The sequence below is a fragment of the Pelagibius sp. 7325 genome, from assembly GCF_037652055.1.
Classification (GTDB): domain Bacteria; phylum Pseudomonadota; class Alphaproteobacteria; order Kiloniellales; family Kiloniellaceae; genus Pelagibius.
Window position 1 is genome coordinate 165,622 of record NZ_JBBKAH010000003.1, and the last position, 15,682, is coordinate 181,303.

The window sequence follows — 15,682 nt, forward strand, 5'->3', positions numbered from 1 at the left end:
CTGCGGCCACAGAGGACGGCCTTTCCAGACGGCTACTGTCCGGCGAAGACACGCTTTTGAACGATGCCGTGGACGCCCCAGTTGCCGTCCACCACCTGGGTGACCCCAAAGTCGGCGGCCACCGACATCAGGGAGATGGCCTCGTCTTCACTCAGTCCTTTGGCGGTCATCAGGAAGTGGCGCATCTTGCGGAAAGCGTCCCGCATCGCGTTATCAATGGACGACTTGGAATAGATGTCGCTCTGCGCAGAGTCGCCTAGCTCTTTCAGATAGTTGGCGTAGCTGAAACCGTGCACGACCCATTCCGTGTCGGTCTCCAGCAGCGGGTAGTCGAGCTCTTCGAGGTACGTCCCGGCCAGATCGCCTTGCTTGTGCAGGATGACCTGAACCACGCCCGTCAGCGAGGTCTCGATCGCCGTGCCCGCCAGTTCGGAATCACCCTGGGCGGCGTGGGGATCGCCGGCGCTGAGCAGGGCACCCGGCACCGCGACGGGATAGTACATCGTCCCGCCCTTGCCGATCCGCCAGTTGTCGATATTGCCGCCGAAGTAGCCCGGCGGAATGGAGTCGACGAAGTCCGCCTCGGCCGGCGCCACGCCCATGGTACCGAAGTGCGGTCGGATGGGGATACGCACACCTTCCAGCACGCCGGTGTTCTTCGTAATCGTGCTGTGATCCACGGGAACACCGGGATAGTCGATCATCTCGTGGCGCACGCCGTTGGGATCGGTCTGCGGAACCCAGCGGTAGTTGTAGACGGCCTTGGCCCAGTCCCGCTCGCCGGTGGAATCGATCTCGTAGATGGTGATGACTTCGCGGGGTTTCGGCTCCTCGATCATGTCGTTGTAGTGGAAACCCCACCAGGCAGCCGCATTGCTGCCGAAGGTCTTGCCCTTGTGTTCGGGGTTGGCACTCGGCCGCGGATACATATCCAAAATCCGCACCTCCAGAACATCGCCCGGCTCCGCCCCGCAGACAAAGACAGGTCCCGTCAGGACATGGACGCCGAAGCCTTCCCCTGCGCCGCGCCCGTAGACCGAAGCATCCATCGGCCCCGCGCCGCGGCGGTCCACTCCCTTGTCATTCGGTTCCCACTTGAAGACGCTCTCCGCGCCCGGATCGCCGGTGACCATTAGGGAGGCGTCGTCATTGGCGTGGTGGGTCAAGGTCTCCAGGGTCACGAAATCACCGGAGTGAGCGAAGACCTGTGGCGTGCGCCCCTTGCTGAAATAGCCCCAATGAACGGTTTCGTTGTTTGCTGGCAGATAGTGGTGCAATTGCGCGCCGGGCCGGCTCTCACACCCCGCCTGCGCCTGTGCCGCTGTCTGCAGCCCCACCACACCCGAGGCGATACCGAACGAAACAGCGGCTAGCGTATGCAAACGAACTCTTGTCATTCTTTTCATGGAAGCCCCCTGCTAACGGATGACACAGACAACCGTTCAGCAACAAACGTGCCATGCCTCGTGCCGAAGCGCGCGAGCCGGCAATGCCGCCAAAGCACCAGACGCCTGTGCCGCCGGCTTGCGGGATCATTTATGGCAGGCGGCCACGGCTGCGCGATTCGTACGCAGGTGGCGCTATTTGCGCCAGCGCGGAGGAGTCTGCTAGATCCCCTGGCCCTGCGGGAAGCGGTCGATGGTGAGGCCGTCGAGCGGGATGTCGGTCTCGCGGCCCGACAGCAGGTCGGCCAGCAGCTTTCCGGAGCCCGGGCCCATGGTCCAGCCGAGGGTGCCGTGGCCTGTATTCAGATAGAGATTGGCAAGGCGCGTCGGCCCGATCAGCGGGCCGCCGTCGGGGATCATCGGCCGGAGGCCGGTCCAGAACTTCACCTCGGTCAGGTCGCCGCCCTTGGGGAAGAGATCCTGCACGATGTGGAACAGCATGGCGCAGCGGCCGTGCGACAGCCGCATGTTGTAGCCGGTGAGCTCCGCCGTGCCCGCGGCGCGGATGCGGTCGCCCAGCCGGGTGATCGCCACCTTGGACTTTTCGTCCATCATGGTGGAGACCGGGGCGCCGTCCTCGTCAACGATCGGGACGGTGACCGAGTAGCCCTTCACCGGGTAGACCTGGGTGCGGATGCCGTGCGGGCGCACCAGCAGCGGGGTGTAGCTGCCCAGCGCCGCCACGTAGGCCTCGCCGGTCTCCAGGCCGCCACTCGTCTCGACATGCTTCACCCTGCCCGCCTCGACCACCAGGCGCTTGACGGTGGTCTCGTGCTTGAAGGTGACCCCCAGGCCGGTGGCCAGTTCGGCCAGGCGCTGGGTGAAGAGGAAGCAGTCGCCGGTCTCGTCGCCCGGCAGCAGCAGCCCGCCGGCGACCTTTTCCGCCACGTGCTTCAGCGCCGGCTCGCGCCCGATGCAGCCGGCGCGGTCGAGGACGGCATGATCGATGCCGAATTCCTTCAGGATCTCGACGTCCTTGGCGGCGTCGTCCAGGCCTTTCTGGTCGCGGAACATCTGCAGGGTGCCGCGGCAGCGCTCGTCGTAGGCGATGCCGGTGTCGCGGCGCAGGTCCTCCAGGCAGTCGCGGCTGTAGGTGGCGACCCGCAGCATGCGCGCCTTGTTCTCGCGATAGGAGGACAGGTTGCAGTTCTTCAGCATGCGGTAGAGCCAGCGGAACATGTAGATGTCGATGCGCGGGCGGATGACCAGAGGGGAATGCTTGTGCAGCATCCACTTCACCGCCTTCACCGGCATGCCGGGACCGGCCCAGGGGGCCGAGTAGCCGGGCGAGACCTCGCCGGCGTTGGCGAAGCTGGTTTCCATGGCCGCTTCCGGCTGGCGGTCGATGACGACCACCTCGTGCCCGGCCTTGGCCAGGTAATAGGCGGTGGAAACGCCGATCACCCCGCTGCCCAGTACGACGACCTTCATGAGCGCACCAGCCCTCTCCCGCGGTCGGATGCCGCGCTTGCCTTCAGAATTGTTCGGAGTTTAACGCAGAATCTCGGCGGCTTCTTCGCTCGCCTCGCCCTTCAGGGGCAGGCCGCGCTCCTTGCGCGGCGTACGGCCGAAGAAGTCGCGGTAGCACTTGGAGAAGTGCGAGGCCGAAACGAAGCCGCAGGCCAGCGCCACGTCGATGACCGACATGTTGGTCTGCAGCAGCAGCAGGCGCGCCTTGTTGAGGCGCAGCTCCAGGTAATAGCGCGCCGGCGAGCGGTTGAGATACTTGCGGAACAGACGCTCCAGCTGCCGGGTGGAAAGGTCGGCGCCGCGCGCCAGCTCGCTGCGGCTCAGCGGCTCTTCCAGGTTCTGCTCCATGGTGCCGATGACGGCCAGCAGCTTGGGGTGGCGCACACCCAGGCGCGCCGGCAGCGAGATGCGCTGGCGGTCGTGCTGGTCGCGGATGCGCTCGTGCATGAACTGGTCGGCGACGCTGGCGGCCAGCTCGTGGCCATGCTGACGGGCGATGACGTTCAGCATCATGTCGATGGCCGCCGTGCCGCCGGAGCAGGTGAAACGGTTGCGGTCGATCTCGAACAGTTCGCTGGTCACCTCGATATCCGGGAAGTCCTCGCAGAAGCCGGCGAGGTTCTCCCAGTGGATGGTGCAGCGATGCCCATCCAGCAGGCCGGCCTTGGCCAGCACGTGGCTGCCGGTGCAGATGGCGCCCAGGTCGGCGCCCCGGCGGTCGGCCTTGCGCAGCCACGCGGTCAGCCCCTTGGTACTGAGGGTGTGCACATCGATGCCGCTGCACACCACCACGGTGTCGCAGTTCTCCGCCGCGGCAAGGTCGCCGGCCACGTTAAGTTCCACCGCGTTGGACGCCGCCACCGGCCGGCCGTCCATCGAAACCAGCGTCCAGCGGTAGAGCTCCTGCCCGCTCATGCGGTTGGCAAGGCGGAAGGATTCGACCAGACCGGAGAACGGCAGGAAGGAAAACCGGGGCAACAGGACGAGGGCGATGCGCTGGGGCAGCTCTCTGGGTACGTTTCCGAACATGGGGCCGAGTTTGGCTTTAATGCGCCGTCTGGAATACCGATTTCGCGACTTTGACATAACTGGGTGTGTCGCGAACAGAGAATTTTCCGCCGGGGAATCGCGAGCCCCGGAACGGCCGATCGAGTGCCCTGACGCCTGATGCAATGGGGCGGGGCGCGGCCGGAATCGCAGGGGATCCTGGGGCGTCGTTGCCATTCCGGACATGGGGTGCCAGCATGGTTAACCGAGGCTCAAACAGCCCGGCGGGACCGCAGCCCGGCGGCCGGGCGAACCACGGGGAAGCACGACGCGCATGAAGCCGCGCTATTCAGTTTTCAGTCTGCTGCGCAACGCCTTCAGCTACCACGAGAACTGGCAGCAGGCCTGGCAGAGCGCCGCACCCAAGCCGCGCTACGACGTGGTCATCGTCGGCGGCGGCGGCCACGGCCTGGCGACCGCCTACTACCTGGCCAAGCTGCACGGCGTGAAGTCCATCGCCGTGATCGAGCGCGGCTGGCTGGGCGGCGGCAACACCGGGCGCAATACCACCATCGTGCGCTCCAACTACCTGTGGGACCAGTCGGCGGCGCTCTACGAGCATGCCCTGAAGCTGTGGGAAGGCCTCTCCCAGGACCTCAACTACAACGTCATGTTCTCCCAGCGCGGGGTGCTCAACCTGGCGCACAACCAGCACGACTTGCGGGAAACCCTGAGGCGGGTGAACGCCAACCTGCTGAACGGCATCGACTCCGAGTTCCTCAATGCCCAGCAGGTAAAGGAAATGGTGCCGGTTATCGACCTGCGCGCCGGCGGGCGCTACCCGGTGCTGGGCGCCAGCCTGCAGCGCCGCGGCGGCACCGCGCGCCACGATGCCGTCGCCTGGGGTTACGCGCGCGCGGCCAACGCGCTGGGTGTCGACATCATCCAGGAATGCCCGGTGAACGGCTTCCGTATCGAAAACGGCAAGGTGAAGGGCGTCGAGACCGCCAAGGGCTACATCGAGGCCGGCAAGGTCGGCATCGTCACCGCCGGCCACTCCAGCGTCATGGCCAACATGGCCGGCTTCCGTCTGCCGGTGCAGTCCGTGCCGCTGCAGGCCCTGGTGTCGGAACCGGTGAAGCCGGTCATCGACACCGTGGTGATGTCCGGGGCGGTGCACGCCTACATCAGCCAGTCCGACAAGGGCGAGCTGGTGATCGGCGCCGGCGTCGACGGCTATATCGGCTACGGCCAGCGCGGCTCCATGCAGGTGACCGAGGAAACCCTGGCCGCGATCTGCGAGCTGTTCCCGCTGTTCCGCCGCATGCGCATGCTGCGCCAGTGGGGCGGCATCGTCGACGTCTGCCCGGACGCCAGCCCGATCCTCTCCAAGACGCCGGTCGGAAACCTCTACCTCAACTGCGGCTGGGGCACCGGCGGCTTCAAGGCGACCCCCGGCTCCGGCTGGGCCTTCGCCCACACCATCGCCCACGACGCGCCGCACGAGCTGAACGCGGCCTTCTCTCTCGACCGCTTCCGCAGCGGCTTCCTCATCGACGAGCACGGCGCGGCGGCCGTGGCGCACTAGAGCTTCAGAGAACGCAAAAGATGCTGTTGATTTCCTGCCCCCACTGCGGCCCGCGCGCCGAGACCGAGTTCCACTGCGGCGGCGAGGCGCACATCGAGCGCCCCGAGCAGCCCGACAACCTCTCCGACGCCGAGTGGGCGGAGTTCGTCTTCCTGCGCAACAACCCCAAGGGCCTGCTGCTGGAGCGCTGGCACCATTCGCAGGGCTGCCGGCGCTGGTTCAACGCCGCGCGCGATACCGTGACCTACGAGATCCTCGCCATCTATCCCATGGGTTCGCAGCCGCCGGCGCTCGACCCACGGCGCTACGTCTGAGGAGTAGGCGCCAGTGGCCGGAAAGATGCGTTTGCCCCAGGGCGGTCTCGTCGAGCGCGACCGTCGCCTGACCTTCACCTTCGACGGCAGGAGCTACCAGGGCCTGGCCGGCGACACCCTCGCCTCCGCCCTGCTCGCCAACGGCGTCCACCTGGTCGGGCGCAGCTTCAAGTACCACCGCCCGCGCGGCATCGTCAGCGCCGGGGCGGAGGAACCCAACGCTTTGATGCAGGTCGGCGACGACCCCCGCACCGAACCGAACCTGAAGGCCCCGCAGGTAGAGCTGGTGGACGGCCTGAAGGCGCGCTCGCAGAACGCCTGGCCGTCGCTCGACTTCGACGTCGGCGCGGTGAACAGCCTGATGTCGCGTTTCCTGCCGTCGGGCTTCTACTACAAGACCTTCATGTGGCCTGCGTCGGCCTGGAAGACCTACGAGCATTTCATCCGCGCCGCCGCCGGCCTCGGCCGTTCGCCGCGCGAGCGCGACCCCGACCACTACGACAAGACCTTTGCCCATTGCGACGTGCTGGTCGTCGGTGGCGGCCCGGCCGGCATCGCCGCCGCCCTGGCCGCCGGGCGCAGCGGCGCCCGCGTGGTGCTGGCCGAACAGGACCCTATGCTGGGCGGCGCCCTGCTCAGCCAGCAGGGCGAGGTGATCAACGGCCAGCCGGCGCTGGCCTGGGTCGCCGAAGCGGAAGCGGAGCTGCACGCCATGCCGGAGGTGCGCATCCTGAAGCGCACCATCTGCTACGCCGCCTTCGACCACAACTTCTTCGGCCTGGTGGAGAGCGTCACCGACCACCTGCCGCACCCGGCGGAGAGTCTTCCGCGCAAGCGGTTGTGGAAATTGCGCACCAAGCAGGTCATCTACGCCACCGGCGCCATCGAGCGGCCGCTGGTCTTCGCCGACAACGACCGCCCCGGCGTGATGACCGCCTCCGCCGTGCAGACATACCTGAACCGCTTCGCGGTGAAGCCCGGCACCCGCGCGGTGGTCTTCACCAACAACGACAGCGGCTACGGCGCCGCGCTCGACATGGTGGCCGCCGGCATCGAGGTGGCCGCCGTGGTCGACGCCCGCCCCTCCCCCGCCGGGACGCTGACCGAGCGCGCCGAGGCGCAGGGCCTGCGCATCATGCCTGACTCCGCCATCGTCGCCGTGGAAGGCACCAAGCGGGTGAAGGGCGTGCGCATCGCCGAGCTCAGCTCCGACGGCAAGCACGCGACCGGCACGCCGGAGGCCATCGCCTGCGACCTGGTCGCCAACTCCGGCGGCTGGAATCCCACGGTGCACCTGTTCTGCCAGGCCAAGGGCAAGTTGCGCTGGGACGACGCCCACGCCTGCTTCGTACCGGACGAGGCCATGCAGGCGGGCCAGCACACCGTAGGCGCCGCCAACGGCAGTTTCGGATTGGGCGCCTGCCTGCGGGAAGGTCACGACACCGGCGTCGGCGCCGCCACCGCCGCCGCGCGCGACTTTACCGCCGCCGAGGGCACCGCCCCGCGGGCCGAGGACCACGACTTCCTGCCCGGCCGCTGGCTGTGGCTGGTGCCGGGCGAGCAGCCGCTGGGGCGCAAAGCCAAGCACTTCGTCGACCAGCAGAACGACGTTACCGCCGCCGACCTGAAGCTGGCGCTGCGCGAGGGCTACCGCTCCATCGAGCACGTGAAGCGCTACACCACCACGGGCATGGCCACCGACCAGGGCAAGATGGGCAACGTGAACGCCATCGGCATTGTCGCCGACGAGCTCGGCGGCCATCTGCCCGACGTCGGCGTCACCACCTTCCGGCCGCCCTACACCCCGGTCACCTTCGGTGCCTTCGCGGGCCGCGACGTCGACGACCTGCTGGACCCCGTCCGCCGCACGCCGATGCACGCCTGGCACGAGCGCAACGGCGCCCTCTTCGAGGACGTCGGCCAGTGGCGCCGCGCCTGGTACTACCCGCGCCACGGCGAGGACATGCACGCCGCGGTGAACCGCGAGGTGAAGGCGGTACGCGACTCCCTCGGCATCCTCGATGCGACGACCCTCGGCAAGATCGACATCCAGGGCCCGGACGCTGCAGAGTTCCTCAATCGCGTCTACACCAACGCCTGGCTGAAGCTCGGCATCGGGCGCTGCCGCTACGGCCTGATGCTGAAGGAAGACGGCATGGTGATGGACGACGGCGTCACCACGCGCCTGGGCGAGCAGCACTACCTGATGACCACGACGTCAGGCAACGCCGCGGCGGTAATGGGTCACCTGGACGACTACCTGCAGACCGAGTGGCCGCACCTCAAGGTCTACCTGACCTCGGTGACCGAGCAGTTCGCGACCATGACGATCTCCGGCCCCAACGCGCGCCGGCTGCTGGCCGAGCTGAGCGACGCCGACCTCTCGCCGGAGGCCCTGCCGCACATGGCCTACACGCCCGGCAAGGTGGCCGGTGTGCCGGCGCGCATTTTCCGCATCTCCTTCACCGGCGAGTGCTCCTACGAGATCAACGTGCCGGCCTCCTTCGGCATGGCGGTGTGGCAGACCCTGATGACCGCGGGCGAACGCTACGGCATCACCCCCTACGGCACCGAAGCGATGCACGTACTGCGCGCCGAGAAGGGCTACATCATCGTCGGCCAGGAAACCGACGGATCGGTGACGCCGCTCGACCTCGGCATGGACTGGATCGTCTCCAAGACCAAGGACTTCGTCGGCAAGCGCTCGCTGACCCGCGCGGACATGGCCAAACCCGATCGCAAGCAGCTCGTCGGCCTGCTGACCAAGGATCCCAAAGAGGTGCTGCCGGAAGGCGCCCAGCTGGTCGCGGAGGTGCTGCCGAAGCCGCCGATGCCGATGCTGGGGCACGTCACCTCCAGCTACTGGTCGCCGAACTGCGGGCGCTCCATCGCCATGGCCCTGGTGAAAGGCGGCCTCGCGCGCAAGGGCGAGACGCTCTTCGCGCCGCTCAGCGACGGACGCACCATCGCCTGCATCGTCGCCGACTCGCCCGTGTTCTTCGACCCTGAAGGGGAGCGCCTGAAATGATCGAGCCCTATCTGCGCCAGAGCGCCCTCGACCACCTCGGCCTCGCCGGGCGAACCATCGACGCAGCGGGCGACATCGCCGTGCGTCTTGCCGAAAAGCCGCTGCCGGCCGCCGTAAACCTGCGCGGTGATGCCGGCGATCCCGCCTTCGTCGCGGCACTCCGCGACGCCCTCGGCGTCGAGCCGCCGACGGCGCCGAACACCACGGCGACGGGCGGCAGCGTCACGCTGCTGTGGCTCGGCCCCGACGAGTGGCTGGCGGTCGAGCATGCGGCAACGCCGGAGGCGGAGATGCGGCTGGCTTCGAAGCTGCGCAACGCTCTCGGGGATCTGCACGCGGCAGTGACGGAGGTCGGCGAGCAATATGCCTGCATCCACATCGCCGGCAATCACGCCCGCGACGTCATCGCCAAAGGTTGCCCACTGGACCTGCACCCGCGAGTCTTCGGTGGAACCGGACACTGTGCCCAGAGCCATCTTTCCAAGGCCTCGATCATCCTCCACCAAGTCGACGATCGCGGCGCGGACGGCGCGGCCTACGACCTCTACGTCCGTCGCTCCTTCTCGGACTATCTCTGGCATTGGCTGGAAAGCGCGGCGCGCGAGTACGGCCTGGCGGTAGTGGCGCCCTAAAGCCTGGGCGAGACAGCGCGCGTTACGCGAGTAACGAAACGATCGGCTCCTGAACCCCGATGGAAATACGGCCCGTATATAACGACGTCTGAACGGGTTGACGCCTCGAGCGCGAGGCCGTCGACAGAGTCAGCCGAACCCGCAGGAATGCTCTCAGGTCATTCCTGCTTTCGTTGTAGGGAGACGTATCGATGCCTCAGGTCGCCGACGCCAATGGTGCGGCCCAGCCCGCCGTCGTAACGGTCCATGAACTAGAAGCGGACCCGCACGGCGTGTTCCGCCATCACCGGGCCATCGCGCCTGTTATTCAGCGGGACGACGGCAGCTTCCTTGTCCTGCGCGCCCGAGAGAGCGAAGAGCTGCTGAAGGACAAGCGGTTCTGCCAGCCGGGGGCGGCCTTCGCAAAGCTGCGCGGCATCAACAACGGCATGCTCCTTGCTCTTTTCGATCAGACGATGCTGACCTCCAACGGCACGATGCACCGCAGGCGACGCTCGCCCTTCACCCGGGCTTTCGCCCTGCGCATGATCGTCGCCCTGCGCCCCAGCATCCGCCAGGCCGCGCACAATCTGCTCGACGATTGGGCTGGCGAGGAGGTGGATTTCGTCGACCGCTATGCGGCGCTGCTGCCCGCCCACCTCATCAGCGAGATGCTCGGCCTCGCCAAGGAGGACATCCCGCACTTCACCCAGTGTGTTTATGAGGTCAGCCGCGCCCTGAGCTTCACATTCGGCCCCGAAGACCTGCCCGCCATCGAGCGAGCGGCCCAGGATCTTTACAGCTACGTCACGCATGTCCTTGAGACTAAACGGCGCAGGCCCTCAGGCGATTTCCTCTCCAACTTTCTGACCGACGTGAAAGCGGCCGGCGATCTTTCCCCGCTGGATTCCGTCATCCAGGTCATGACGGTGATCATCGGGGGCACCGATACCACCCGTGTAGCCATGGCCATGCTCGTCGGAATGTTGCTGGAACATCCAGAGCAGTGGGAAGCAGTCTTGCAGGACCGCAGACTGGTTCAGGGTGCGGTGAAAGAGGCTCTGCGCTTCGAGCCCAGCGTCGGCTCGGTGTCACGCATGACGACCGAGGATGTTGCGGTGGGAGACTATCTGCTGCCGGCTGGCCGCTATGTCACTTTCTCGGTCATGTCGGCGATGCGTGATGAGGCCGTCTATGAGAAGCCGGACAGATTCGATATCCGGCGCCGCGATCACCCGCGGCTTCATCCTGTTTTCGGAGCGGGGTCGCACCGCTGCCTGGGCGAGGCGCTGGCGCTGGCGGAACTTGAGGAGGGCCTCACCGCGCTGCTGGAGCGTTTCCCCCGGCTGAGACTGATCGAGGGCCTGCCGAGGGTCAGTGGCCATGCCGGCATCCGCCGCATCGGGCCCATGCCGGTACGCTGGGCCTGACCGTCTTTCCCAGACCAGAACGGCCGCTCCCAGGGGAGCGGCCGTTCGTCATTGCACCCGATCGGGCGAGCCTCAGGAGAAAGCGTCAGGCATGGAGCCCTTGCGCTCGGCGATGAAAGCCTTCAGGGCCTCGTCGATGCCGGGATCGAGGGCCGGTTCCTCGTAGTTCTTCAGCGACTTCTTCCACAGAGCGTTGGCGCGCTGGTAGGCGTCGCGGCCGCCTTCCGCTTCCCACTGCTCGAAGGAGTTGTTGTCGGCGATGGACGAGCGGAAGAAGGCCGTCTCGAAGTTGGCGCGGGTGTGGGCGCAGCCGAGGAAGTGGGTGCCCGGCCCGACCTCGCGCATGGCGTCCATGGCCTGGCCGTTCTCGCTGAGATCGTAGCCGCCGCAGAAGGTCTGCATCATGCCCAGCTGGTCGGCGTCGATCATGAACTTCTCGTAGGACGACACCAGACCGCCTTCCAGCCAGCCGGCCGCGTGCAGGACGAAGTTCACGCCGCCCAGTACCGTCGGCAGCAGGGTCTGGGAGCTCTCGTGCGCCGCCTGGGCATCGGGCAGCTTGGAGCCGCAGAGCGAGCCGCCGGAACGGAAAGGCACGCCGAGACGGCGCGCCAGTGCCGCCATGCCGTAGAGCACCAAAGCCGGCTCCGGCGTGCCGAAGGTCGGCGCGCCGGACTGCATGGACATCGAGGAGGCGAAGCTGCCGAGCACGGCCGGTGCGCCCGGCCGCACGAGCTGGGTCAGGGCGAGGCCGGCCAGGGACTCGGCCAGGGTCTGGGTCATCACCGCGACCGGCGTCACCGGCGACATGGCGCCGGCCAGGATGAAGGGGGTGACGATGCAGGCCTGGTTGTGCTTTGCGTAGACCTTGAGCGCGCCCAGCATGGTGGCGTCGAAGGTCATCGGCGAGTTGGCGTTGATCAGGTTGATCATCACCGTGTTGTTCTCGACGAAGTCGTCGCCGAAGACCAGCTTCGCCATCTCGACGGAATCCTCCGCGCGCTCCGGCGCCGTCACCGATCCCATGAAGGGCATGTCGGAAAAGCGCAGGTGGGCGTAGACCATGTCGAGGTGGCGCTTGTTCACCGGGATGTCGACCGGCTCGCAGACCGTGCCACCAGAGTGGTGCAAGGCCGGGCTCATGTAGGCCAGCTTCACGAAGTTCTGGAAGTCCTCGATGGTCGCGTAGCGCCGCCCGCCTTCCAGGTCGCGCACGAAGGGCGGACCGTAGACCGGCGCGAAGACCGTCGTGTTGCCGCCGATGACCACCGAGCGCTCCGGGTTGCGGGCGTGCTGGGTGAACTGCGACGGGATGGTCTTGCACAGCTCGCGGGCGAGGCCGCGCGGAAAGCGCACGCGCTCGCCGTCCACGTCGGCGCCGGCTTCCTTGAACAGGGCCAGGGCTTCGGGGTCCTCGCGGAACTCGATGCCGATTTCCTCCAGGACCGTTTCGGCGTTGTGCTCGACCAGCGCCAGGCCTTCGTCCGAGAGCAGCTCGTAGGGCGGGATCTGGCGTTCGATGTAACGGTTCTTCACCACCGTGCCGCTGCCGCGCAGGGCTCGCCGCGCTTCGGCACCACCGCCGCTGCCACGGCCGCGGCGCCCGCGCCGTCCCTCTCCCTCGCCTGCCCCCTCACCGGGGCCGGCGGCAGGCGTGGCGCCTTGGGCTTCAATCGTCGTGGGCATGTCGTGGTCCCCAGGTTTCATGCGTGAAAGCTTGCCGGAATTATCGGTGCCCGCGCCGCCGCCCCTCTGTCGCAACGGCGACCGCGACCGGTGAATCTGCGGCGCGTGCGGGACGCCGGCAGGCCTGCCCAAAACCCTCGGTTTTCCAAGGCTTTTCGGCCATCGCTGGGAAGCCGGCTCCGGTGTCGGAGATTCGACAAATGCCGTCGCGGGCACTGGGAGCGCCGGGGGGCGCTTCGGGAAAGAATGGGCACCTCGCCGGGGTGGCAGGGCCGCCCCGGTTGTCGCTTGTGAAGGGGGCGGCCTTGCCGCCCCGCGGGGGAGGTATGTCCCGCGTTATTGACGGCCGGGCCCGCGGCGGGCCAGAGGCCCAGGGGCATTGGACGGAGCAAAGGCCGCGAGGCCTTCAATGGAGACGGACTTAATGGCGCAGTTCCACAAGAGCGCGAACGTCGTGATCATCGGACAGGGCGGTATCGTCGGCGCCTCCGTCGCCCATCACCTGATCGAGCGGGGCTGGGACAACATCATCGGGATCGACAAGTCGGGCATCCCGACCGACATCGGCTCGACCGGTCATGCGTCGGATTTCTGCTTCAACACGATGCACGACCAGATCACCATCTTCACGACGAAATACAGCATCGATTTCTTCGAAAAGCGCGGCCGCTACGCGCGCATCGGCGGCATCGAGGTCGCCCGCAAGGGCGACGACGAACGCATGCGCGAACTGGAACGCCGGGTCAGCTCCGGCCGCGCCTTCGGCAACCGGGTCGAGCTGATCACGCCCAAAAGGGTGAAGGAGCTGATGCCGCTGGTCGAAGAGGACATGATCCAAGGCGCGCTGTGGGACCCGGACGCGGGCCTGGTGATCCCGCGCTCCCAGGTCGTCGCCGGCGAGATGATCCGCGAGGCCGAAGAAACCGGCAAGCTGCAGACCATCGCCAACACGCCATGCACCGGCCTCGACATTCAGAACGGCCGCATCAAGGGCGTCCACACCACGCGCGGCTATATCGAGACGCCGCGGGTCGTCGTCTGCGCCGGCCTCTGGGGGCGCCTGATCGCCGAGATGGCGGGCGAGGACCTGCCGGTCATGCCGGTCGACCATCCGCTGACCTTCTTCGGTCCCTTCACGGAATTCGCGGGCACCGGCAAGGAGATCGGCTATCCGCTGCTGCGCGACCAGGGCAACTCCGCCTATCTGCGCGATACCGGCGATCCGAAGTCGACCGAGGGCGGCCAGATCGAATGGGGCTACTACGAAGAGAAGGAACCCCGCCTCGTCCATCCGCGCGACCTCTTGGAGAAGGAGCAGGCGCGCCTCTCGCCCTCCCAGCGCGACCTCGAGATGGAGCAGGTCATCGAGCCGATGGAGCGCGCGATGGAGCTGACCCCGATCCTCGGCGAACTCGGCTACAACGAGAAGCATTCCTTCAACGGGCTGCTGCAGGTGACCGCCGACGGCGGGCCCTCCATCGGCGAGTCGCCGGACGTGCGCGGCCTGTGGTACGGCGTCTCCGTCTGGATCAAGGACGGCCCAGGTACCGGCAAGCTGATCGCGGACTGGATGACCGACGGCCGCACCGAAATCGACCATCACGCCATCGACTACGCCCGCTACTATCCGATTCAGAAGTCGGAAAAGTTCATTGCCGACCGCTGCTACGAGACGGCGTTCAAGATCTACAATCCGCCCGTCCACAACCGCGAGCCCTACTCCAAGGGCCGCAATCTGCGCTGCGCCCCCTTCTATCTGCGGGAAAAGGAGCTGGGCGGCTATTTCATGGAGATCGCCGGTTGGGAGCGGGCGCACGGCTATGCCTCCAACGAGGCGACGCTGCTGGCTAAGTATGCCGACCGCGTGCCGGAGCGCCTGAACGAGTGGGACAACCGCCACTTCTGGCGGGTTTCCAACGCCGAGCATCTGGAGCTCTCCGAGAACGTGGGCATGGTGAACCTCTCCCACTTCGCGATCTACGACGTCTCGGGCCGCGATGCAGAACGGCTGATGGAGTACGTCTCCTCCTCGAAGGTTGCGGGCGACACGCCGGTCGGCAAGGGCGTCTACACCAACTTCCTCGACTCCGCCGGCGGCGTGCAGGCGGACCTCACCGTCCTGCGCCTCGCCGAGGACCGCTTCCGCGTCATCGACGGCGGCGACGCCGGCAACCGGGACGCCACCTACCTGCGCCGCATGACGCAGGACAAGGAATGGTCGGTCTTCGTCGAGGACCGCACCGACCACTACGGCTGCATCGGCGTCTGGGGGCCGAACGCGCGCGCGAACCTGAAGAAGCTGGCCGACGATCCGGCCGGCCTTGACCCGCAGAACTTCCCCTTCGCGGCCAGCAAGGACTTCACCCTGCGCGGCATTCCGGTGAAGGGCTTCCGCATCTCCTACGTCGGCGAGCAGGGCTGGGAACTGCACTTCCCGCTCAGCTACGGCTTGGCGCTGTACGACATGTTCCTCGAAATCGGCATCACGCCGATCGGGGTCGAGACCTACGCCAACAGCCGCCGTCTGGAAAAGAGCCTGCGCCTGCAGAACGCCGACCTGCTGACCGACTACAACCTCATCGAAGCCGGCCTCGCCCGCCCCAAGGTGAAGGCCGCCGACTTCCACGGCAAGGTCGCCTATCTCGAGCAGCGCGAGCGCAAGCACCAGCCGGCAACGCTCTGCACCCTGGTGGTGACCGACAACACCGACAAGGACGGTGTGGCGCGCTACATGATGGGCAACTGCCCCATCGTCGATCCCAAGTCCAACGAAGTGCTGATCGACTCGCTCGGGCGGCGTTCCTTCACCACCAGCCTCGCCTACGGCCCGTCTGTCGGGAAGAACATCGCCCTCGGCTACCTGCCGCACGACTGGTGCGAGGAAGGCCGCAAGCTGGAGATCGAGTACTTCAATCAGAAGTTCCCGGTCGAGGTCGCCGCCGTCGGCATGAAGGCCCTCTACGACCCCACCAACGAGCGGATGAAGTCGTAAAACGGAGCGTGGACTGCGGATGTGAAGTCCCCCTCACCCAGCTTCGTCTAAGCTCGCTTCGCTCGCTAAGACTTCGCAACCTCTCCCACGAGGGGGAGAGAGTTAAGCCACTGAGACGGCAGATGAAATCC

10 protein-coding genes are annotated in these 15,682 nt (G+C 66.9%); 6 read left to right on the forward strand and 4 right to left on the reverse strand.

Annotation, left to right across the window (positions count from 1 at the left end):
- Window positions 1-32: 32 nt before the first annotated feature.
- The 3 genes from WDC82_RS09930 to WDC82_RS09940 form a co-directional block, all read right to left on the reverse strand.
- Window positions 33-1,406 carry an acetamidase/formamidase family protein gene (locus WDC82_RS09930; RefSeq protein WP_340117144.1) on the reverse strand — a complete coding sequence of 458 codons (1,374 nt, stop codon included), beginning with the start codon at window positions 1,404-1,406 and terminating at the stop codon, window positions 33-35.
- A gap of 201 nt (window positions 1,407-1,607) precedes the next feature.
- On the reverse strand, window positions 1,608-2,876 hold the full coding sequence (locus tag WDC82_RS09935; protein ID WP_340117145.1) for a D-amino acid dehydrogenase: 1,269 nt from the start codon (window positions 2,874-2,876) through the stop codon (window positions 1,608-1,610).
- A gap of 60 nt (window positions 2,877-2,936) precedes the next feature.
- On the reverse strand, window positions 2,937-3,944 hold the full coding sequence (locus WDC82_RS09940; protein ID WP_340117146.1) for a GlxA family transcriptional regulator: 1,008 nt from the start codon (window positions 3,942-3,944) through the stop codon (window positions 2,937-2,939).
- A 292-nt stretch (window positions 3,945-4,236) separates the two neighbouring features.
- Between WDC82_RS09940 and WDC82_RS09945 the strand changes: the two genes are divergently transcribed.
- From WDC82_RS09945 to WDC82_RS09965, 5 genes are all read left to right on the forward strand, one after another.
- Complete coding sequence (locus WDC82_RS09945; RefSeq protein ID WP_340117147.1) at window positions 4,237-5,490, forward strand: sarcosine oxidase subunit beta family protein; 1,254 nt, start codon at window positions 4,237-4,239, stop codon at window positions 5,488-5,490.
- A 20-nt stretch (window positions 5,491-5,510) separates the two neighbouring features.
- Window positions 5,511-5,804, forward strand: a complete 294-nt coding sequence (locus WDC82_RS09950; protein WP_340117148.1) for a sarcosine oxidase subunit delta — start codon at window positions 5,511-5,513, stop codon at window positions 5,802-5,804.
- 13 nt (window positions 5,805-5,817) lie between these two features.
- Window positions 5,818-8,832 carry a sarcosine oxidase subunit alpha family protein gene (locus WDC82_RS09955; RefSeq protein ID WP_340117149.1) on the forward strand — a complete coding sequence of 1,005 codons (3,015 nt, stop codon included), beginning with the start codon at window positions 5,818-5,820 and terminating at the stop codon, window positions 8,830-8,832.
- Window positions 8,829-9,464: a sarcosine oxidase subunit gamma family protein gene (locus WDC82_RS09960; protein WP_340117150.1), complete on the forward strand. Its 636-nt coding sequence runs from the start codon at window positions 8,829-8,831 to the stop codon at window positions 9,462-9,464. Before WDC82_RS09955 ends, WDC82_RS09960 begins: the two co-directional genes overlap by 4 nt.
- Window positions 9,465-9,655: 191 nt before the next feature.
- Window positions 9,656-10,873 (forward strand): cytochrome P450, encoded by a 1,218-nt coding sequence (locus tag WDC82_RS09965; protein WP_340117151.1) that lies wholly within the window; start codon window positions 9,656-9,658, stop codon window positions 10,871-10,873.
- 72 nt (window positions 10,874-10,945) lie between these two features.
- Here WDC82_RS09965 and WDC82_RS09970 read toward each other — a convergent pair whose 3' ends face one another.
- Complete coding sequence (locus WDC82_RS09970; protein WP_340117152.1) at window positions 10,946-12,559, reverse strand: trimethylamine methyltransferase family protein; 1,614 nt, start codon at window positions 12,557-12,559, stop codon at window positions 10,946-10,948.
- A 424-nt stretch (window positions 12,560-12,983) separates the two neighbouring features.
- Between WDC82_RS09970 and WDC82_RS09975 the strand changes: the two genes are divergently transcribed.
- Entirely contained in the window at window positions 12,984-15,551 is a 2,568-nt protein-coding gene (locus WDC82_RS09975; RefSeq protein ID WP_340117153.1) for an FAD-dependent oxidoreductase, read from the forward strand.
- Window positions 15,552-15,682 lie beyond the last annotated feature (131 nt).